This window comes from Bacillota bacterium, from assembly GCA_030705925.1.
Classification (GTDB): Bacteria; Bacillota; Clostridia; order Oscillospirales; family Feifaniaceae; genus JAUZPM01.
Genome location: JAUZPM010000003.1, coordinates 29,029 through 48,008 on the forward strand (window position 1 = coordinate 29,029; position 18,980 = coordinate 48,008).

Genomic DNA, 18,980 nt, shown 5'->3' on the forward strand with positions numbered 1-18,980 from the left:
GCTTTAAAACTGAATGATATTGCCATAATGAAAGGAGCCTTCATGAATTTATCCTTTAACCTGGATATATCGGACGACTCAAAATGGATTACATTGACTCCGGCAAAGGCTGTTTATAAACTGCCGTTTTATTTATTTGAAATTGGTCATTTTAAAGCAGGCGATAATTATTTTACACAGCGTGAAGGGAAAAAGGATTTTTTATTTATATATACAATATCCGGCTCTGGAAGTATACAATATATGGACAGACAATTTGACCTGTCAAGGCGGAACGCTGCTTTAATAGACTGCAGATATTTTCATCGTTATGTTACAGTTCCGGGTGAAACATGGGAATTTTTGTGGATGCATTTTAACGGCACAGGCTGCGCGCTTTTTGAAAAGATGTTTAACGACGGGCAAAATACAGTAAATATAACAAATCCGAGAGATTTGGAAAAAGCTCATAACAGATTATTAGAACTTTCAGATCAGAGCAGTATTTTTGCAAGGATTAGCATTTCAAATGAAATCCATAATATTCTTACCTGCACTGCCGAGAGTTTAATAAAACCGCAAACACCTGAAGTAACAGGGGAACATGAAAAAGATATAAAAAAGGTTATACAGTATATTGAAACACATGTTTCGGAGCCGATTTCTATTGACGATATGGTAAAGCTTGTTCATATATCAAAGTATTATTTTATACGTCTGTTCAGGCGTTTTACAGGTCAAACTCCATATGAGTATCTTACTAACTGCCGTATAAATCATGTGAAAAAGCTGTTAAAAGAATCTGATAAACCACTTTATGAAATTGCTTATGAAACTGGATTTTGTGATGACAGTCACTTGATCAAAACTTTTAAAAAGGCGGCGGGGATGTCGCCGCATGAATATAGAAAAAGTTTTTAAGGAGGTAAATATGAACCCTAACGCAAATAAAAACGAGTTTATAAGCAAAATTTTGGAGGATGTTCAGGATGATCTGAAAGATGAGGAAGTGATCCATCTTTTACTGGAAAAAAAGGTTGCTTATAACCCTAAAAAGGTGAAGTACACTTTTGGGCAAAAGGCAGCTGACAAACTTGCAAACTATGCCGGAAGCTGGGGTTTTGTTTCAATCTTTTGCGCAATTCTTATTATTTGGATGTGTGTAAACGCTCTTTTATTAACAAAACCGTTTGATCCGTTCCCTTTCATACTATTGAATCTTGTTTTGTCGTGTGTGGCGGCTATACAGGCTCCCCTTATTATGATGAGCCAGAACCGTCAAGAACAGAAAGATAGAATGAGAGCCGAAAATGATTACAAGGTAAATTTAAAAACTGAAATAATAATAGAGGATCTACATAATAAGATTGATCAGCTTATAGAAAATCAGGAAAAAATTTTAAAACATATAGAAGTAAAAAAATAAACGTACTTATATCCTTAGTTTTTTACATTCTATTTACACAATAGAAAAATAGGCATATAATACCCCTCACAAGGGGTATTATATTTTATTTATATAAGATTAAAGGAGAGATTATCTTATGGAAGTATTATTTATGGGAACTGCAGCGGCTGAAGGAATACCTGCACTGTTTTGCCAGTGCGACATATGCCGTGCGGCGGCTAAAAACGGGGGAAAAGATTTGCGCAGCAGGGCATCCTGCCTTTTTGACAATGATCTTTTAGTTGACTTTGGGCCGGATACCTTTATGCATAAACAGCAGTATAATATTGATTTGGGCTCGATAGAGCATATGATTATCACACATTCACATGAAGATCATTTTACTCCGCAGGAGCTAACCTACAGACGTCCTCCCTTTGGGCATTTAAAGGAAGTCAAACCTCTTCATATTTACGGCAATGCACATGTAAAAATGGGCTATGACAACCTGTACAGCGGCAGGCAGCACTTTGATCCTTACTTAAAGTTTCACCTGATACGGGCATTTGAAACATTTACAGCTGGCGCATATGAGATAACACCGCTAAGGGGCCTGCATAAGCGCGACGAAGAATGTTTCGTTTATTATATCAAGAAAAATGGAAAAGCCGTTTTATATGGCAATGACAGTGGGATATTTCCAAAAGAAACTTTGGACTGGCTTGCAGGGAAACCTGTAGATTTAGCGATTTATGACTGTACAATGGCATTTCATAAAGACGGAAATAATCATATGGGGATTGAAGATAATGTTATCCTGAATAATGAGCTTAAAGCCAGAGGCTGTATTACAGATAAAACTAAGGTTATAATTACTCATTTTTCGCACAACGGTGAGGGACTTCATGACCAGCTTTTATCAAAAGGCGAAGAGTTTGGTTTTGAGCCTGCTTATGACGGTATGAAAATAGAACTATAAACACCAAAAATCATCGATTTTATTCATATTTTGACAAGTGTCCCCTTCTAATTACTTGACTTTGACATTTTTTATATTTATTATATAAACAGTAAATAATTAGTAATTAGGAGGACCTATGGAAAATAATTTTATTGTTGAGCTGAATGTTGATACAGCGTTGTTTTACACAAAAATTGCAAGTTATGCAGGGTTACCCGTTGAAAAAGTCTTAAGTGATGCCTTATTCAAACTAGCGGGTGAGCTTTCGCTAAGAACATTTAAGCAAAACAAGCAAATAAAAATGGCTGCACGATAATAGTGCAGCCATTTTTATGTAGATTATTAGATTTATAAAAGTTTATTTACATTGTAAAGAGAATTGAGAACAAGCCAGTTCTGGGGGAAATAACGGTTAATAGTCCAATAGCTTGCTCCTCCTAAATCATATTGATGAATTAGTCTTAATCTTGCTTCGACACTTCTTGCATCGTCAAACCATACTACATGTCTGCGTCTCTGAGAATCATAATAACTGAAGTATGGCGCTTGGGATGTATTATCATATTGTATATTGGCGCCAACCTGTGCTGCAAGATCCACGGCTCCGGTGTTAGTCACTGTCCGTGCGGCAGATCCCGGTACATACGGAAGAGTCCAGTTGTAACCGTAGTTTGGCATGCCCATTAAGATTTTTTCACTTGGAATGGCCGTAGTTGCGTAAGCAAGGACTCGCCTAACCTGGTTTATAGGGGCGACGGCTTGAGGTGGTCCGTAGGTATAGCCCCATTCATAGGTCATTAATATGACGTGGTCGGCAAGCCGCCCGTGAACTGCATAATCGTGCGCTTCGTAAAGAAGTCCGGGCTGATTTGCACTTGTCTTCGGTGCAAGTGCAGTTGTAATTGTATAGCCCATCGGCCTAAGCCGTTCTACAACTTTTCGTAAAAAGTTGTTATAATCATCGCGGTCTTCCGGAAAAACATATTCAAAATCAATATCCAGCCCGTAATAATTTTTTTCCTGAAGTACACTTATCACATTATTTATGAGAGTATTCTGGACCTGCTCGTTTGTTAAAATTGAATGAGCCAGATCGCTGCTGAACCCGCCGCCTTCCTCAATATTTGTAATAACCATCATTGGAGCGACTTTTGCATTTCTTGCCGCTTCAATAAGTGGAGTATCATTAATGGTTGTAAGGCTGCCGTCTGGTTTGACCTGATAGCTGAAAATGCTTAGATATGTAAGATTAGGCAATGTACGTTGCAATACGTCCATATTAATATTCGGAAATGCATAGCCGTTTACGTCAATCGTACCAAGTTTTCTTGCAGAGCCCGGTATAGTAATAACCTGCCCAGGCTGAATGCGTGACGTGTTTGAGAGCCCCGGGTTTGCGGCAATAAGATCAGGGAGCGGCACACCATATTTGCGTGCGATTGAAAATAGTGATTCCCCGCGTGTAACTGTATGTTGTCTATCATCGGTCATTATAACAATTGTTTGTCCTGTTACAAGCCTTTCTGGATTTGCAAGTTCATTATCACTGATAATTTTTGTATAGGGGACGCCGTATCTTTGAGAAATGGAATAGATACTATCACCCGGTCTAACAACATGAATAATCAATGAGTTCACACCTTCTTTATCAAAATAGCCTTATTAAACTATATGCAATATTTTGATAATGAGTGACTTTATAACAAAAAACTAATAATAATTAATTAAAAAAATCAGATCCATTCGTTATTCCAAATTGCTTATCTCTATAAACGAGGTATGATGACTCTTTAAATATCATATTATTTCTGCATTGCTTAAGAAACATATTAATATACTTATAATAAATGAATTTAGGGGTCTTAATAATGATTGTTATAAAACTGAATTATAAATTAGTATCAATAGTTTCTTTTTTTTGTATAGTGATTTTATCACTTTTTTTATTGTTTGATAATAAAGTGGCACCTGTATCTACCGAGGAAGGCGTGGAAGTCCCAATACTAATGTATCATGAAGTGAAAGCAAATAATCTTAGCAGTATTTCGATTACTCCATATGAATTTGAGCAAGATCTTAAGTTTATAAAGGATAACGACTATACACCTGTAACTATGCAGGATCTTATAAATTATGTTTATTATGATATAAGTCTCCCGGAAAAGCCGATCGTGTTAAGTTTTGATGATGGATATTATAATAATTATGTTTATGCCTTCCCTCTTTTAAAAAAATATAATGTAAAAATCGTTTTATCTATTATCGGAAAGAGCAGTGATGATTTTACAAAGATTTGCGACGAAAATGTCAATTATTCACATATGAGCTGGAAACAAGTTAATGAAATGATAAATGCAAACTGTGCTGAAGTGCAGAACCATACATACAATCTGCATAAAATTACCAAAATTCGATACGGAGCCCATAAAAAATGGGGTGAAAGCCTTGAAGAGTATGAAAAAGTGCTTTCAGACGATGTTGAGAAATGTCAGCAGGCAGTAGCAGGATATACAGGGACGACCCCTAATACTTTTACTTATCCATATGGCAGCATTTCAAAGGAATCTATACCGGTACTTAAAAAATTAGGTTTCAAGGCGGCTCTCACATGTAAATATGGCATCAATATTTTACGCCACGATCCCGAACAGTTGTTTCAGCTAAAAAGAATTTCTCGCAGGCATAAGGATAATATTGGAAAAATTATTGAAAAAGCAAAAAAATAATATTACAATATATGTAAATAATGTACTATACTTGAAATAATATAGTACATATTTATGTAAAATTAAAGGAGGAAATATGGGCATGGATTATCCAAGAACAAATGACGTACTCGGAACCGCAAACAGAGGGTATCCGGCAGAATCAGGAGTATGCACATTGTGCCAGGCTGATTGCAAGGGAAGATGCGAAACGTGGATGTCAAGCTTAAGGGGAAGAAAACTGCTCTATCCCCGCGATTTCGGGAAGATAACCGCAGGAAGCTCTAATACTAACCATATCGGCGTTTGCTATAGTAATCTTCGCATACAAGGTTATAATTACGGCGTGTACGGCGTTAAAGATAATTTGTCAAATAATGCTGACGACTGTATATTTCCTAATGTTAATATTGAAACATCATTTGGCAAAAAAGTTAAGACAAAATCTAAAATACCGATTATGACGGGCGCGCTGGGATCAACATTTATTGCCCAGAAATATTGGTCAGGGTTTGCAGTAGGTGCGGCACTCGTAGGATTTCCTATAGTAATAGGCGAAAATGTGGTTGGAGTAGATAAAAACAGTATTATAGAAAACGGAAAAATCGTCAAAGCTCCGGAACTTGACAGAAGAATTGATACATACCTTAGATATTACGATGGATACGGCGCAATAATAGTTCAGATGAACGTTGAAGATACAAGAAACGGCGTTGCGGAATATATCATTAATAAATACGGCGACAAAGTAATACTTGAGCTTAAATGGGGACAGGGTGCAAAGGATATTGGCGGAGAAATCCAGGTTTCCAGTTTAGATTATGCTTTATTCCTTAAAAACCGCGGCTATATTGTCGATCCTGACCCGAGTTTACCCGAGGTTCAGCAGGCGTTTAAAAATGGATCGATAAAGACATTTGCCCGTCACAGCAGGCTTGGCTATACGGAACGCAGAAACTTTGAAGAGGTAAGAAACGATTTTTACTCGGCTATCGATCATCTTCGCTCGCTTGGGTATAAACGGATTACCCTTAAAACGGGTTCGTATGGCATGGAAGCACTTGCAATGGCTATTAAATTTGCAAGCGATACCGGTCTTGACCTTCTAACCGTTGACGGAAGCGGCGGAGGAACAGGCATGAGCCCGTGGAATATGATGGAGAATTGGGGCGTTCCGTCGCTGCATCTTCATTCCAAAGCTTATGAATATGCAAATATATTGAAAGCAAAAGGCACAGACGTTGTCGATATGGCTTTTGCCGGTGGATTTGCACGGGAGGATCATATATTTAAAGCGCTTGCACTTGGCTCTCCCTTTACAAAATTAGTATGCATGGGCAGAGCCCTCATGATACCGGGATTCCTAGGCGCTAATATAGAAGGCGTTTTATTCCCCGAAAGAAGAGAAGAACTGAGTGGCAATTGGGACAGCTTGCCAAAATCTATAACAGAAGAATTCGGGTCAACGCCAGAGGAAATCTTCGCCGGATATTTTGATGTAATGAAAAAAGTTGGCGCTGATGAGATGAAGAATATCCCTCTAGGTGCGGTTGCGTTATGGACCCTTGCAGATAAGCTGAGCGCAGGACTTCAGCAGCTGATGGCGGGGGCACGAAAATTTAAGTTGTCAGAGCTAAAAAGAAGCGATTTGTTTGCTGGAAACAGGGAAACGGCGGCTGAGACTGGAATAACCTTTATGACCGATGTAAACGACGAGACGGCAAAGAAAATACTGCTTGATTAAAAAAAACGGGCTTATGCCCGTTTTTTTATGTATTATTCTTAAGTGCGTTTTCAATTGCTTTTTGATATGCCTTACATGTAACTGTCGCGCCTGATATCGCGTCGACATCAATATTTTGTTTTTCTTTAATAGAATTAAAAAGTTTATCTGTAACATCAGAAACGGGAACTTTGACGTCTTTCACTACTTTGATATCAACAATCTTACCGCCTGAAATTGTTACATCCAGCGTATTAGACCAGCGGTAACCCGAAAACGAACCGCGGTATACTCCATCCGGCATATTTTGAACTGAGATATTTTGAATGTCTGTATTTTTTATTTTTTTCTGCCCTGCCATTAAAAACGCTGCCATACATAATAAAGCGATAAGTATAATTGCCAAAATAATACCGATTATCAAACCTGCTTTTTTCCTTTTCATATATTACCCTCCCTTAGTATTCTATAATACTATCAGGCTTTATATGTGTCAAATAAAACAGCAAAATTGCAATTTGGGTATATTTCTAAATTTATTATACCTAAGGTTTAACAGCTCTAATTTTTATGATATTTAAAAGATTTATATGATATGGGCAGTAAAATTAAAATACATAATACAGCTGTGATTAGCATGACATGTTGCATGATGATTTCTTTTCCGAAAATGTTGTAGAAAACAGCAATTTTATAATTGTCTTTTGCATCTACTAAATTGATCGGAAATAACATAAATAATTTTTCAATCAGTATTGATATTTTAGATATATCTATCCACGGAACAAAGAAAATTATCAAAGCTATACTTAACGCATAAAATGGCGAGTTGCTTTTAGAAGATACTAAAAGTGTAATTGCAGTCATAACGCTGATGCCGATAAAACCATATAAAAATACAAGTCCCCATAATCCAAGAAAATTTAAATTAAAGGCTGACGTTAAATAGATTGTTGATAATTGTATGTTGCATTTTGAACCCGTAAATCCGTAAATAAAGTAATATGCGATAAAAAGCGTAACTGCAAAAATAAATAAAATTGATGTGCTGACTATATATGCTGTGATTATTTTAGCTTTTATCAGCTTGCTTTTTCCGTATTTAGTTGTAAGAATAACAGAATCAGCTCCACTGCTATATTCTTGCGAAAAAATAGGCGATAGACAAAAAATTAACATGATACATATAAACACTAAAATTATTGAAAAATCATAGCAAAGCCGTAGCCAGCCTGAAAAATAATCAAAATACAGGGGTATTTTAATGTTGTTATACATAGAAGAAAGTTTATTTATTACCTCTGATTTAATATTTAATAAGCTACCTACTTTAGAAGGTTCCATTAAAAAAAATGAATTTTCAAGTTTGCTAATATCTTTATTTTTGAGTTTGACCTTTATATCAGGGATGACCCCTTCCTGAACATTTGTAATCGCTGATATAACTGCTGCATATCTGTGCTTGTCAGATTTTGGAGCACTATTATATTCATCTTTTATTTCTTTTACGCGGTCGTCAGTCAGATATCCTTTAAACTGTGATGAATACTGCTTATTCAGCGAAATTGCCTTTGTTCCTCTTTCGGTTAAGCCGTCAGAAATCATATGGGACTCATCAGCTATACCTAACAAAATAGTTATAACCGTCCCTAAAAGCGCTATAGCTAACGCTATATATGTAATATGGTTTTTTAATATTTTCTTTAATTCAAATCCTATTAGGGTTGTCATTCTAAAGCGTCCTCTCTAAAGTAGTAAAGATATAAATCTTCAAGGCTGGGGTCGACATTCTCAGCATTTTCTAAAGGCTTAATATCAGATATAATACGAAGTTCGACTTTATCTTCATTATGTTTAAAATTGCTGACCATAAACTTTTTGTTTAGTTCTTGTGCCCTTTCAAACGGCACAATGCAGTTCCAGACACATCCTTTTATACGATTTACTATTGAATCACTCTTATCATTGACAATAAGGCAGCCATTCTTCATTAGCAATATCTCATTTGCTATATAATCCACATCAGACACTATATGAGTTGATAAGATAACTATTTTATTTTGGGAAATGCTGCTTATCATATTACGAAATTTTACACGTTCTTTTGGATCAAGTCCCGCTGTCGGTTCATCAAGAATAAGTATTTTGGGATCATTTAATAGAGCCTGGGCTATACCAAGCCTTTGCCGCATACCGCCTGAAAAAGTTTTGATTTTCTGTTTTTTGACATCTTCTAAATTTACTGTTTCTAAAAGATTATCAGTAAGTTTTTTCGCTTTATGCGGGTGAATACCCTTTAAACTTGCAATATACAGCATAAAATCTGACGCGCTAAAGTTAGGGTAATAGCCAAAATCCTGAGGAAGATATCCAAGAATATTTCTAAAATCTTCACCTAAATTCCTTATATTATCCCCATTGTATAAGACTTCGCCAGAAGTAGGCTTCAGCAAGTCACACATCATTCGCATAAGTGTTGTTTTGCCAGCTCCGTTTGCACCGAGTAGACCATATATGTTCTCGGTTAATGTAGCAGAAAAATTATTAACAGCAGTTTTATTTTTAAACTGTTTTGTTAGTGAATCTATTATTAATTCCATATTGTATGAGCCCCCATCTCATTGCTATTTTTAAATAATATATATAGTTGTACAAATAGAAGTATTGATGTTAAAATGCAAAGAGGGTAAGAAATTCCATTAAGTTCGATATCATGAAAATCCCAAGTGTTATACAAAGCTAAAAGAAAAATCCCGAGAGCAATAGATATGTAAGAGCCATAACTGGTTTTAAACTTATTTGTTATTAATAGACTCAATGAGTTGATAATATTAAAGGGCAAGAGCCCGTTTGCAGCTAATAATAAAAAACTCTGTTTAAAATAATTGCTTAAATATAACGATATTCCAAATATTGAAATCAAATCAGATATGCCAATAATTAAAATTCTTATTTGTAATATAAATGAAAAACCTCTTTTGCAAGATGCCTCGATTTCATTCATCTTAAAAATGCTGCTTTTGATAATCTCAGGAACTCCATAAACTGATATTATAGAAACTGCAGTAAATATAATATAAATTAAATTTCTGTAGGAGTAATTAGTCATTTGCATAGTGAATAATCCTACCAAAGAAACTGCAATGATTTGGGCAAACCAAAAATATAGCGAAACATATTTAAGCTGACTAAAAATCAAATGCCAAATTGATATATCTTTTTCTGAATAATTTGAATATAGCTTAAGTTCAGATTTTTTTATAACTTCATCCATTGCATCATGGGAATAATTTTTGATGTCATATTTATTAAGTATATTTTTGAAATCTTTGTATTCATTTCTATTCAAAAAGATCACCTGCCTTTAATAGTTGTCTAAGCTTTAATATTCCTTGCCTAAGCCTGGATTTGACAGTAGGCAGAGGAGTTTTTGTTACTATTGCAATATCCTTAAGTTTCATATCATGATAAAAACGAAGAATAACCACCGTTTTTTGTTCTTCCGGAAGATTGTCAATTGCGCATTTTATTAGGTTTCTTTGCTCTTTTTGTTCCATAACCGTGACTGGCGACAGACCGTGATCTGACACCTGCGTATTATCAAGCTCCACAATTACAAGTTTTTTTTTCTTATAATAATCATTACAGGTATTAACTGCTATTGTGAAAAGATAATTTTTAAAACTTCCGATAAATTGATAATTGTCAATATTATCGAGAAGTTTCGTAAAAATATCCTGAGTGATATCGAGTGCAGTTTCATTATTGCCAATCTTTCTTAGGCAATAACTGTAGATATTTTTATAATGTTTATTAATAAGAAGATGTAAGGCTTTAATATTTCCGCTTTTTATTAATAAGATTAGTAATTGGTCTTCGATTTTGACCGCCATCCTTAAGTAAAACGTTTTACATATATATTAACGATTTAACAACAAAAAAGATTTATATATTTTTAAATTAATTTAAAAAAATCCCGGATTTCACATAATGAAAACCGGGAGCATAAAAATTTTATTTTTTATTTGCTTATTGGCAAGATAAATCATCAACTTAACGTATATTTCCAAACTTGTTGTACCTATTGTTTAATAAATCGTTGCAGTTGACACTATTTAACTCGATTAATCCTTGTAAGAGTATATCATCGATTGCCTTTGCTGTTACTTCAACATCAAGATGGGCGCCGCCACAGGGCTCAGAAATGATGCCGTCAATAACGCCAAGTTCACTCAGGTCGTCAGCAGTAATTTTCATAATTTCTGATGCTTCTTCTGCACGGCTGCCGTCTTTCCATAGAATGCTTGCAAAACCCTCAGGCGATAAAATAGAGTATATAGAATTTTCAAGCATATAAACCCTGTCCGCAACACCGAATGCCAAAGCGCCGCCGCTGCCGCCCTCGCCTATCACGACAGACATAATGGGTGTTTTAAGTTTTGACATTTCAAAAAGGTTCTGCGCTATTGCCTCACCCTGACCCCTTTCTTCGGCGCCGATTCCGCAAAATGCACCAGGCGTATCAATAAAGCAAATTACCGGGCGGTGAAATTTTTCGGCCTGCCTCATTAAGCGGAGGGCCTTTCGGTAGCCTTCCGGATGGGTCATTCCAAAATTGCGTTTAATATTTTCTTTTGTATTTCTTCCTTTTTGATGGGCAATCACTGTAACGGGGATATCGTGGAAATATGCGACCCCGCCCACAACAGCCGCATCGTCGCCGTATGCGCGATCCCCGTGCAGTTCAACAAAACCGCTGAATATTTTCTCAATATAATCTAACGCTGTCGGCCGTTCAGAAAGCCTTGCAAGTTTGACCTTCTCCCAAGCGCTGTTTGACATACTTGTATTACTCTCCAATTAAGCTCTCCCCCCTATTGTTTTCAAACGGAAAAGCATGAATGGCAAGAAGCTGTGATATGGCATCTTTAAGTTTATCACGGGAAACAACCGCATCAACAAAGCCGTGTTCAAGCAGAAATTCCGCTCGCTGAAATCCGTCCGGCAGCTTTTGGCGGATGGTATCGGCGATAACGCGCGGGCCGGCAAATCCAATAAGCGCACCGGGTTCGGCGAGAATTATATCGCCAAGCATCGCAAAGCTTGCAGTAACTCCCCCTGTGGTGGGATCAGTTAATACAGTGAGATAAAAAAGACCTGCTTCATGATGGCGCGCGAGTGCAGCGCTGACTTTTGCCATCTGCATAAGGGATATGATCCCCTCCTGCATCCTGGCGCCTCCTGAAGCGGTAAAAATGACTACAGGCTTTTTATTTATAGTAGCCTGTTCGATTAGACATGTAAGTTTTTCCCCAACAGCAGAGCCCATACTGCCCATGAGAAAGCTGCTATCCATAACGCCCAGCATACAAATTTGACCATTAATACAAGCGATTCCTGTCACAACTGCTTCATTTATAGATGTTTCTTCACGTAATTTTTTAAGTTTATCTTTATATCCCGGAAAAGACAGCGGGTCCTCCCCTACAAAATCCGAATTAATTTCTTCGAATTTGTCACAGATAAGAGAAATTCGTTCGTTTGCAGTTAGTCTAAAATGAGCCCCGCAATGTGGGCATATTTTGAGATGCTTCTCGACATCCTTGCCGTAAAGTGCCTCACCGCAGCTTGAGCACTTGACCCACATGCCGTCCGGTACGCTTGGGCGAGCTCCTGAGGTCTTGCTAAGGTCGGATGTTACATATTTGGTTTTTTTAAATAACCCGTGTATCATAAATATTCACCACTTATTTTGAGAAATGCTCGGCTATAAAAGCTGTCGTGAATTTCCCCTCTAAAAACTGGGGGTGGCGAAGGATTGAAGATTCAAAATCTATATTGGTCTTCACTCCTTCGATGATAAACTCGCCAAGCGCGCTGAGCATTTTGACTATGGCTTCGTTTCTGTCCTTGCCGTGTACTATCAGTTTGGCAAGCATAGAATCGTAGTAGGGGGGCACTTTTAAGCCCTGATATATAGCGCTATCAACTCTAATGCCTGGGCCGCCGGGAATGTGGAGTGTTTCGATCGTCCCGGGCGACGGACAGAAGCCGTTTTCCGGGTCTTCTGCATTTATCCGGCATTCAATCGTATGTCCGTTTATATTTATATCAGCCTGCCGCAAATTAAGTCTTTCTCCTGCGGCAATCCTTATTTGCTCTTTTAATAGATCGATGCCTGTCGCCATTTCGGTGACCGGATGTTCGACCTGTATTCGCGTGTTCATTTCCATGAAATAATAGTTATTGTTTTTATCAAGTAAAAATTCAACCGTTCCTGCATTTTGATAACCCACTGCTCGGGCGGCATTTACTGCGGCTTCACCCATCTTACGGCGCAGGGTATCAGACATAGCGGGCGAGGGCGATTCTTCAAGCAGCTTTTGATTTCGCCGCTGTATCGAACAGTCACGTTCGCCTAAGTATACTGTATTCCCAAAATTATCGGCTAAAATCTGAAATTCTATATGTCGTGCGTTTTCCACCAGCTTTTCAATATACATGGTGTCGTCGCCAAAAGCATTTCTAGCCTCCGCTTTTGCCGCCGGATATGCTTTTTTAAAATCCTCTTCACTTCTGGCTATGCGCATTCCTCGCCCGCCCCCGCCAGCGGATGCCTTAATCATTACAGGAAAGCCGATATGTCCAGCTTCAATCAATGCGGCATCTTCATCTTCGGGGGGATGCTCTGTTCCTGGCACTACCGGAACGCCCGCAGACATCATTGTTCTGCGTGCACTGTCCTTGTTGCCCATAGCCTCGATCATTGATGCTTTTGGGCCGATAAATACGATATTGCATTCGGAGCACATCTGAGCAAATGTGCTTTTCTCTGACAAAAAGCCATATCCGGGGTGTATTGCCTCGGCGCCTGTGAGCAGAGCCGCGCTGAGTATGTTTTGTATATTGAGATAGCTGTCCTTTGATGGACCGGGTCCAATACATACAGCCTCATCGGCAAGCTCGGCATGAAGAGCTTCTCTGTCTGCGTCGGAATAGACGGCAACGGTTTCGATGCCCATTTCACGGCAGGCGCGTATGATACGGACAGCAATTTCGCCACGGTTGGCAATAAGTATTTTCTTAAACACGGGACACCTCGCTTACTGCCCAATCGCAAACATGAGTTCAGCTTCGGCTGCAACCTCGTTACCTACACGCGCAACCGCGTTTCCAATTCCTACGGGCCCTTTTATTTTTACAATCTCGATAGAGAGTGACAAAACGTCTCCCGGAAAAACTTTGCGTCTGAAACGGGCTTTATTGATTCCCCCAAAATATGCTATTTTACCTTTGTTTTTTTCCAAACTTAGAATTGCAACGGCGCCGACTTGTGCAAGCGCTTCCACTATAAGGACTCCGGGCATAACCGGCTCTCCCGGGAAATGACCGCAGAAATACTGCTCGTTTACGGTCACATTTTTTCTTCCAATTGCCCTGACTCCCGGCTCTAGTTCGTCGATTACATCAACGAGGAGAAACGGATAACGGTGGGGAATGATTTCTTGAATCTGCTGAGTGTTTAACATAAATACTCCATGCGCACCACTGAGAAAATACCTAACGTTCGGCAATTCACAGCTGCCGCTCATTCCGGCTAGCGGCGCGCCGAATTAAAAATTACTTCGATAATGGTTTAAGACGGATTAAAACTTCGCCGAACTCAACCATCTCGCCGTTTTGAATACAAATTTCAGTTACAATACCGTCCTGTTCGGCCTCGATCTCGTTCATCAGTTTCATTGCCTCAATGATGCAGAGACGGCTTCCCTTTTTAACAGTGTCACCTACGCTGATAAACGGTTCTACGTCGGGTGAGGGAGCGGAGTAAAAAGTTCCTACGATAGGAGAGGTAACACTAATCAAATCTTCTGTTTCCTGTGGTTTAACAGAGCATGGAAGACTTGAGTTTTTACTTTCAACTGTGTAATTCTGTACAACATCCTGTTTTTGCAGCTTTAACTTGAACTCATTTGTTTCAAGCTCAAGATTTTGTATATTCATGCTGTTGAAGTTCTTCATTATATCTTGTACGAATGAAAAGTCCATATATGCCTCCGTTAATCAATATAACGCTTGATGATAAGGCTTGCATTATGCCCGCCGAAGCCAAGTGAATTTGTGAGAGTATATTCGAGATGCATTTCCCTGCCTGCATTCGGCACGTAATCAAGGTCACATTCAGGGTCAGGCACATTCAAACCAATAGTTGCGGGAACAAAGTCATCTTCAATCGCTTTAACGCAAGCTATAGCTTCAACCGCTCCCGCTGCGCCGAGAAGGTGCCCTGTCATTGATTTGGTTGAGCTCATCGGAATCCTTTTAGCATCTTCACCAAATACAGACTTCACAGCAACGGTTTCAAATTTATCATTTACCTGCGTTGAGGTGCCGTGAGCGTTGATGTAAGAAATATCTTTAGGGCTGATGCCTGCTTCTTCAATAGCGAGAAGCATTGCGTTTGCCCCACCGCTTCCGTCAGGTGAAGGAGAAGTTATATGATAGGCGTCACATGTTGCGCCGTATCCGGTAACCTCTGCGTAGATATGTGCGCCGCGTTTTTTTGCATGTTCCAGCGACTCTAATATTACTATACCGGCGCCTTCTCCCATGACAAAACCGTTTCTCTCTTTATCAAAAGGGATGGAGGCGCGTTTAGGATCAGTGCTTGTTGAAAGAGCTGTGAGTGAAGCAAAACCCGCGACACCAAGCGGAGTTATCGAGCTTTCTGAGCCTCCAGCCACAGCAACGTCGGCAAGCCCGTTTTTTATATGCCTGAACGCGTCGCCGATTGCGTTTGTACCTGTAGCGCAGGCAGTTACGACGTTTGTACACATGCCTTTTGCACCAAGCGCAATAGCCACATTCCCTGCGGCCATATTGGTAATTATCATCGGGATCATCATCGGTGAAACACGTCTCGGACCTTTGGTTATAAGAGCGGTATGCTCTTTTTCAATTGTCGCAAGCCCACCGATTCCTGAACCTATAACTACTGAAATCCTGGTAGGATCTTCTGCGTTCATGTCAAGTTTTGCATCTAAGACAGCCTGTTTTGAAGCTGCTATCGCAAACTGCGCAAAACGATCCATTCTGCGAGCTTCCTTTTTTTCCATATATAATTCAGGCTCAAAATCTTTGACTTCGGCAGCCAGGGTAACAGAAAATCCTTCTGTATCAAATCCCGATATTTCAGATATTCCGCATTTGCCTGATTTCATATTCTGCCAAAATTCATCGAGTGTATTTCCAATGGGAGAGATCACTCCCATTCCTGTAATTACAACCCTGTTACTCATACTGACCTCCTTACATGTGCATGCCGCCGTCGACGGACAGCACCTGACCTGTAATATACGAAGCATCCGGCGAGGAAAGAAAGCAAACTGCACTTGCGATCTCATCCGGCATTCCAAAACGTTTAAGGGGAATATTTGAAAGCGCGGCTTCTTTGACTTTATCAGATAAAACGCCGGTCATATCTGTTTCAATAAAGCCCGGGGCGACAGCATTGACGGTTATCCCTCTTCCCGCAAGCTCTCTTGCCGCGGTTTTTGTAAGACCAAGTATTCCTGCTTTTGCGGATGCATAATTTATCTGACCTATATTGCCCATTAGACCCGACACTGAAGAAATATTGATTATTCTGCCGCTTCTCTGTTTTATCATAACATTAGCGGCATGTCTGATGCAGTTGAAGGCGCCTTTGAGATTGACTGAGATCACCTTATCGAAATCTGCTTCCGTCATTCGCATGATAAGTCCGTCTTTGGTAATGCCTGCGTTATTGACAAGAATGTCGATTGTTTTAAACATTGAAACGGTTTGGGCTATAAGTTTTTCAGCCTCATCAAAACAGCTAACATCTGCTTTTATAATACAGGCTTTGCCGCCGTTTATTTCGATTTCTTCTTTTAAACGTTCAGCCGCTTCGGCACTGTTATTATAATTTATTACGATCTGCGCGCCGTTTTTCGCAAGTCTCAGCGCTATCGCACGGCCTATTCCGCGCCCGGCACCCGTTACTATTGCGGTTTTACCAGTCAGCATATTTTTACCCCAATATTTCTAAAGTTTTTCGAAGTGATTTAATATCTTCAACATTGCATACTGTTGCAGACCGATCGATTTTTTTAACAAAGCCAGATAAAACTTTACCCGGGCCGATTTCCACAAAAGTGTCAAAACCATCGGCAAAAAGCAAACGGATGCAGCCTTCCCATTTTACGGTACTCATTACCTGTCTTGTAAGCAGGGGCTTGATTTCGGATGTATCCGCTATATATTTTGCAGTAACACTGCTGACGACAGGAATTTTGGGATTGTCAAATTTTATCTTATTAAGGTATGACTCGAGATTTTCTGCCGCAGGCTTTAACATTGAGGTGTGAAAGGGCGCGCTTACATTTAAAGCTATAACCCTTACGGCACCAAGCTCTGCGGCAATATTGGAAGCTTCGTTAACAGCATCTTTCTCACCGCCGATAACGATCTGACCGGGACAGTTTAAATTAGAGATTTCGACTATGCCTTTTGCAGAAGCTTTTTCGCAAGCTTCTGCAACCTGTTTTTCCGAAAGTCCTAATACTGCCGCCATTCCTCCGATATCTGCCGGAACAGCCTCCTGCATCAGGTGGCCTCTTATTTTAACAAGAGCTACTGCATCTTCAAATTTTAAAGCTGACGAGGCTGTTAGCGCAGCATATTCGCCAAGGCTTAGCCCTGCTGTCGCTTGTGCTGTAATGCCAAGGCTTTCTAAAACTCGAAGTGCCGCAATGCTTACTGTATAAATTCCCGGCTGCGTATTCTCTGTTTCAGAAAGATTGCTTTCAGGTCCATCAAAGCAAAGAGCTGAAAGTGGGAAATGTAGAAGTTCGTCTGCTTTATCGAATATCTCTTTAGCGGCAGGATAGTTTTCGTATAATTCGCGTCCCATGCCAACATACTGAGCACCCTGTCCCGAAAATAAAAATGCCGTTTTTCCCAAAGTTATGCCTCCAATCGACTGGCGGCTGAGCATAACAGCGATTCAGCCTCGCTGCATATTTCTGTAACAATATCTGCACAGCTTTGCTCTTTATTTACAAGACCGGCGCTCTGGCCTGCCATGACCGAGCCCATTTCAACGTCTCCGTCACGAGCAGCGCGGGGAAGCGCACCTTTGCCAAGTGCTTCAAAGGCTTCAGCTGAATTTTCTTCTTTTTCAATTTGAACGAGCATTCGTGTGAGTTTATTTCTTAAAACTCTGACAGGATGACCTGTCGATCTTCCGGTTACAACTGTATCGATATCATTTGCCTTTAGAACTTTTTGTTTATATTTCTCGTGGACAGAGCATTCATAAGAAACTAAGAATCTTGTTCCTATCTGAACACCGTCAGCACCCAGCATCATTGCCGCTGCCATACCGCGTCCGTCCGCAATGCCGCCCGCCGCAATTACAGGAATGCTTACCGCATCAGATACCTGCGGTACAAGCACCATAGTCGTAAGCTCTCCGATATGCCCTCCGGCTTCGCAGCCTTCCACAATCAGCGCGTCCGCGCCCTCTCTCTCCATACGTTTTGCAAGCGCTACTGACGGGACAACCGGTATAACTTTGATGCCTGCGTCTTTCCACATACTTAGATATTTGCCGGGATTGCCTGCGCCGGTTGTAAGAACCGCCACTTTTTCTTCTGCTACCATATGTGCAATTTCATCTGCATAAGGGCTTAAAAGCATTATATTTACGCCGAATGGCTTATCTGTAAGTGTTTTTGCCTTTCTTATCTCATCTCTTACCCATTCAGTCGGCGCATTGCCCCCGGCAATAAGACCTAGTCCCCCGGCATTAGATACCGCCGCGGCAAGTTTGCTGTCGGCGATCCAAGCCATTCCGCCCTGAATGACAGGATATTTTAGATGAAGCATGTCGGCAAATACTGATTTTATCATTGGGGCCTCCTAAGACTATTTAAGCCTGTTTTCAATATAAGTTACCGCATCGCCTACTGTTGCAATATGCTCGGCATCCTCGTTTGATATTTCGATTTCAAATGCTTCCTCAAGAGCCATGATGATTTGAAAAAGGTCCAAAGAATCGGCGCCTAAATCGTCTTTAAAAGATGCCTCTAAAGTAACTTCGTTTTCGTCAACTCCAAGCTGATCTGCAACTGCTTTTTTAATGGTATCGAGTATCATAATTATTCCTCCGTAATTTATATATGGCAAGCCTTACGGCCG

General features: G+C 39.7%; 22 protein-coding genes. 6 read left to right on the forward strand and 16 right to left on the reverse strand.

All coding sequences use genetic code 11. The annotated features are described in order from the left end of the window. Positions 1 to 42: 42 nt before the first annotated feature. From Q8865_01065 to Q8865_01080, 4 genes are all read left to right on the forward strand, one after another. Complete coding sequence (locus tag Q8865_01065) at positions 43 to 900, forward strand: AraC family transcriptional regulator (GenBank protein ID MDP4152018.1); 858 nt, start codon at positions 43 to 45, stop codon at positions 898 to 900. A gap of 10 nt (positions 901 to 910) precedes the next feature. After that, positions 911 to 1,405, forward strand: a complete 495-nt coding sequence (locus Q8865_01070; protein ID MDP4152019.1) for a DUF1003 domain-containing protein — start codon at positions 911 to 913, stop codon at positions 1,403 to 1,405. Positions 1,406 to 1,523: 118 nt separating this feature from the next. Beyond that, a complete protein-coding gene (locus tag Q8865_01075; protein MDP4152020.1) occupies positions 1,524 to 2,345 on the forward strand; it encodes an MBL fold metallo-hydrolase in 822 nt (273 codons plus the stop codon). 118 nt (positions 2,346 to 2,463) lie between these two features. Continuing rightward, on the forward strand, positions 2,464 to 2,643 hold the full coding sequence (locus Q8865_01080; GenBank protein ID MDP4152021.1) for a hypothetical protein: 180 nt from the start codon (positions 2,464 to 2,466) through the stop codon (positions 2,641 to 2,643). A 32-nt stretch (positions 2,644 to 2,675) separates the two neighbouring features. Here Q8865_01080 and Q8865_01085 read toward each other — a convergent pair whose 3' ends face one another. After that, entirely contained in the window at positions 2,676 to 3,956 is a 1,281-nt protein-coding gene (locus Q8865_01085; protein MDP4152022.1) for a LysM peptidoglycan-binding domain-containing protein, read from the reverse strand. A 317-nt stretch (positions 3,957 to 4,273) separates the two neighbouring features. Here Q8865_01085 and Q8865_01090 point away from each other — a divergent pair, with 317 nt between their 5' ends. Then, on the forward strand, positions 4,274 to 5,053 hold the full coding sequence (locus tag Q8865_01090) for a polysaccharide deacetylase family protein (protein MDP4152023.1): 780 nt from the start codon (positions 4,274 to 4,276) through the stop codon (positions 5,051 to 5,053). Between the two features lie 82 nt (positions 5,054 to 5,135). Further along, complete coding sequence (locus Q8865_01095; protein MDP4152024.1) at positions 5,136 to 6,776, forward strand: glutamate synthase-related protein; 1,641 nt, start codon at positions 5,136 to 5,138, stop codon at positions 6,774 to 6,776. A gap of 25 nt (positions 6,777 to 6,801) precedes the next feature. Here the strand turns inward: Q8865_01095 and Q8865_01100 are convergent, their stop codons facing one another. From Q8865_01100 to acpP, 15 genes are all read right to left on the reverse strand, one after another. Further along, positions 6,802 to 7,200, reverse strand: a complete 399-nt coding sequence (locus Q8865_01100; protein MDP4152025.1) for an FMN-binding protein — start codon at positions 7,198 to 7,200, stop codon at positions 6,802 to 6,804. Positions 7,201 to 7,316: 116 nt separating this feature from the next. After that, positions 7,317 to 8,486, reverse strand: coding sequence for a hypothetical protein (locus Q8865_01105; GenBank protein ID MDP4152026.1), 1,170 nt, complete (start codon positions 8,484 to 8,486; stop codon positions 7,317 to 7,319). Beyond that, positions 8,483 to 9,355, reverse strand: coding sequence for an ABC transporter ATP-binding protein (locus Q8865_01110; GenBank protein MDP4152027.1), 873 nt, complete (start codon positions 9,353 to 9,355; stop codon positions 8,483 to 8,485). The genes Q8865_01105 and Q8865_01110 overlap by 4 nt, the downstream gene beginning before the upstream one ends. After that, positions 9,346 to 10,104 carry a hypothetical protein gene (locus tag Q8865_01115; protein MDP4152028.1) on the reverse strand — a complete coding sequence of 253 codons (759 nt, stop codon included), beginning with the start codon at positions 10,102 to 10,104 and terminating at the stop codon, positions 9,346 to 9,348. The genes Q8865_01110 and Q8865_01115 overlap by 10 nt, the downstream gene beginning before the upstream one ends. Continuing rightward, positions 10,097 to 10,648 (reverse strand): RNA polymerase sigma factor, encoded by a 552-nt coding sequence (locus tag Q8865_01120; GenBank protein ID MDP4152029.1) that lies wholly within the window; start codon positions 10,646 to 10,648, stop codon positions 10,097 to 10,099. Before Q8865_01120 ends, Q8865_01115 begins: the two co-directional genes overlap by 8 nt. A 160-nt stretch (positions 10,649 to 10,808) precedes the next feature. Then, on the reverse strand, positions 10,809 to 11,597 hold the full coding sequence (locus tag Q8865_01125) for an acetyl-CoA carboxylase carboxyltransferase subunit alpha (GenBank protein ID MDP4152030.1): 789 nt from the start codon (positions 11,595 to 11,597) through the stop codon (positions 10,809 to 10,811). 7 nt (positions 11,598 to 11,604) lie between these two features. Next, complete coding sequence (gene accD, locus Q8865_01130; GenBank protein ID MDP4152031.1) at positions 11,605 to 12,489, reverse strand: acetyl-CoA carboxylase, carboxyltransferase subunit beta; 885 nt, start codon at positions 12,487 to 12,489, stop codon at positions 11,605 to 11,607. Between the two features lie 13 nt (positions 12,490 to 12,502). Beyond that, positions 12,503 to 13,846, reverse strand: a complete 1,344-nt coding sequence (locus Q8865_01135; GenBank protein ID MDP4152032.1) for an acetyl-CoA carboxylase biotin carboxylase subunit — start codon at positions 13,844 to 13,846, stop codon at positions 12,503 to 12,505. Between the two features lie 12 nt (positions 13,847 to 13,858). Further along, entirely contained in the window at positions 13,859 to 14,284 is a 426-nt protein-coding gene (gene fabZ, locus Q8865_01140) for a 3-hydroxyacyl-ACP dehydratase FabZ (protein ID MDP4152033.1), read from the reverse strand. A 91-nt stretch (positions 14,285 to 14,375) separates the two neighbouring features. Continuing rightward, positions 14,376 to 14,804, reverse strand: coding sequence for an acetyl-CoA carboxylase biotin carboxyl carrier protein (gene accB, locus Q8865_01145; GenBank protein ID MDP4152034.1), 429 nt, complete (start codon positions 14,802 to 14,804; stop codon positions 14,376 to 14,378). Positions 14,805 to 14,815: 11 nt separating this feature from the next. Next, positions 14,816 to 16,054 (reverse strand): beta-ketoacyl-ACP synthase II, encoded by a 1,239-nt coding sequence (fabF, locus tag Q8865_01150; protein MDP4152035.1) that lies wholly within the window; start codon positions 16,052 to 16,054, stop codon positions 14,816 to 14,818. 10 nt (positions 16,055 to 16,064) lie between these two features. After that, entirely contained in the window at positions 16,065 to 16,805 is a 741-nt protein-coding gene (fabG, locus tag Q8865_01155) for a 3-oxoacyl-[acyl-carrier-protein] reductase (GenBank protein ID MDP4152036.1), read from the reverse strand. A 4-nt stretch (positions 16,806 to 16,809) separates the two neighbouring features. After that, complete coding sequence (gene fabD / locus Q8865_01160) at positions 16,810 to 17,742, reverse strand: ACP S-malonyltransferase (GenBank protein ID MDP4152037.1); 933 nt, start codon at positions 17,740 to 17,742, stop codon at positions 16,810 to 16,812. Between the two features lie 2 nt (positions 17,743 to 17,744). Continuing rightward, positions 17,745 to 18,692, reverse strand: coding sequence for an enoyl-[acyl-carrier-protein] reductase FabK (gene fabK / locus Q8865_01165; protein ID MDP4152038.1), 948 nt, complete (start codon positions 18,690 to 18,692; stop codon positions 17,745 to 17,747). A 15-nt stretch (positions 18,693 to 18,707) separates the two neighbouring features. Further along, a complete protein-coding gene (acpP, locus tag Q8865_01170) occupies positions 18,708 to 18,944 on the reverse strand; it encodes an acyl carrier protein (GenBank protein MDP4152039.1) in 237 nt (78 codons plus the stop codon). Between the last annotated feature and the right edge of the window lie 36 nt (positions 18,945 to 18,980).

What these genes read in the sequence shown, in the direction of transcription:
- Q8865_01065 (MDP4152018.1), top strand. Translation starts at nt 43, where the DNA reads ATGAATTTATCCTTTAACCTGGATATATCGGACGACTCAAAATGGATT.
- Q8865_01070 (MDP4152019.1), top strand. Translation starts at nt 911, where the DNA reads ATGAACCCTAACGCAAATAAAAACGAGTTTATAAGCAAAATTTTGGAG.
- Q8865_01075 (MDP4152020.1), top strand. Translation starts at nt 1,524, where the DNA reads ATGGAAGTATTATTTATGGGAACTGCAGCGGCTGAAGGAATACCTGCA.
- Q8865_01080 (MDP4152021.1), top strand. Translation starts at nt 2,464, where the DNA reads ATGGAAAATAATTTTATTGTTGAGCTGAATGTTGATACAGCGTTGTTT.
- Q8865_01095 (MDP4152024.1), top strand. Translation starts at nt 5,136, where the DNA reads ATGGATTATCCAAGAACAAATGACGTACTCGGAACCGCAAACAGAGGG.
- Q8865_01100 (MDP4152025.1), bottom strand. Translation starts at nt 7,200, where the DNA reads ATGAAAAGGAAAAAAGCAGGTTTGATAATCGGTATTATTTTGGCAATT.
- Q8865_01105 (MDP4152026.1), bottom strand. Translation starts at nt 8,486, where the DNA reads ATGACAACCCTAATAGGATTTGAATTAAAGAAAATATTAAAAAACCAT.
- Q8865_01110 (MDP4152027.1), bottom strand. Translation starts at nt 9,355, where the DNA reads ATGGAATTAATAATAGATTCACTAACAAAACAGTTTAAAAATAAAACT.
- Q8865_01120 (MDP4152029.1), bottom strand. Translation starts at nt 10,648, where the DNA reads ATGGCGGTCAAAATCGAAGACCAATTACTAATCTTATTAATAAAAAGC.
- Q8865_01125 (MDP4152030.1), bottom strand. Translation starts at nt 11,597, where the DNA reads ATGTCAAACAGCGCTTGGGAGAAGGTCAAACTTGCAAGGCTTTCTGAA.
- accD (MDP4152031.1), bottom strand. Translation starts at nt 12,489, where the DNA reads ATGATACACGGGTTATTTAAAAAAACCAAATATGTAACATCCGACCTT.
- fabZ (MDP4152033.1), bottom strand. Translation starts at nt 14,284, where the DNA reads ATGTTAAACACTCAGCAGATTCAAGAAATCATTCCCCACCGTTATCCG.
- accB (MDP4152034.1), bottom strand. Translation starts at nt 14,804, where the DNA reads ATGGACTTTTCATTCGTACAAGATATAATGAAGAACTTCAACAGCATG.
- fabF (MDP4152035.1), bottom strand. Translation starts at nt 16,054, where the DNA reads ATGAGTAACAGGGTTGTAATTACAGGAATGGGAGTGATCTCTCCCATT.
- fabG (MDP4152036.1), bottom strand. Translation starts at nt 16,805, where the DNA reads ATGCTGACTGGTAAAACCGCAATAGTAACGGGTGCCGGGCGCGGAATA.
- fabK (MDP4152038.1), bottom strand. Translation starts at nt 18,692, where the DNA reads ATGATAAAATCAGTATTTGCCGACATGCTTCATCTAAAATATCCTGTC.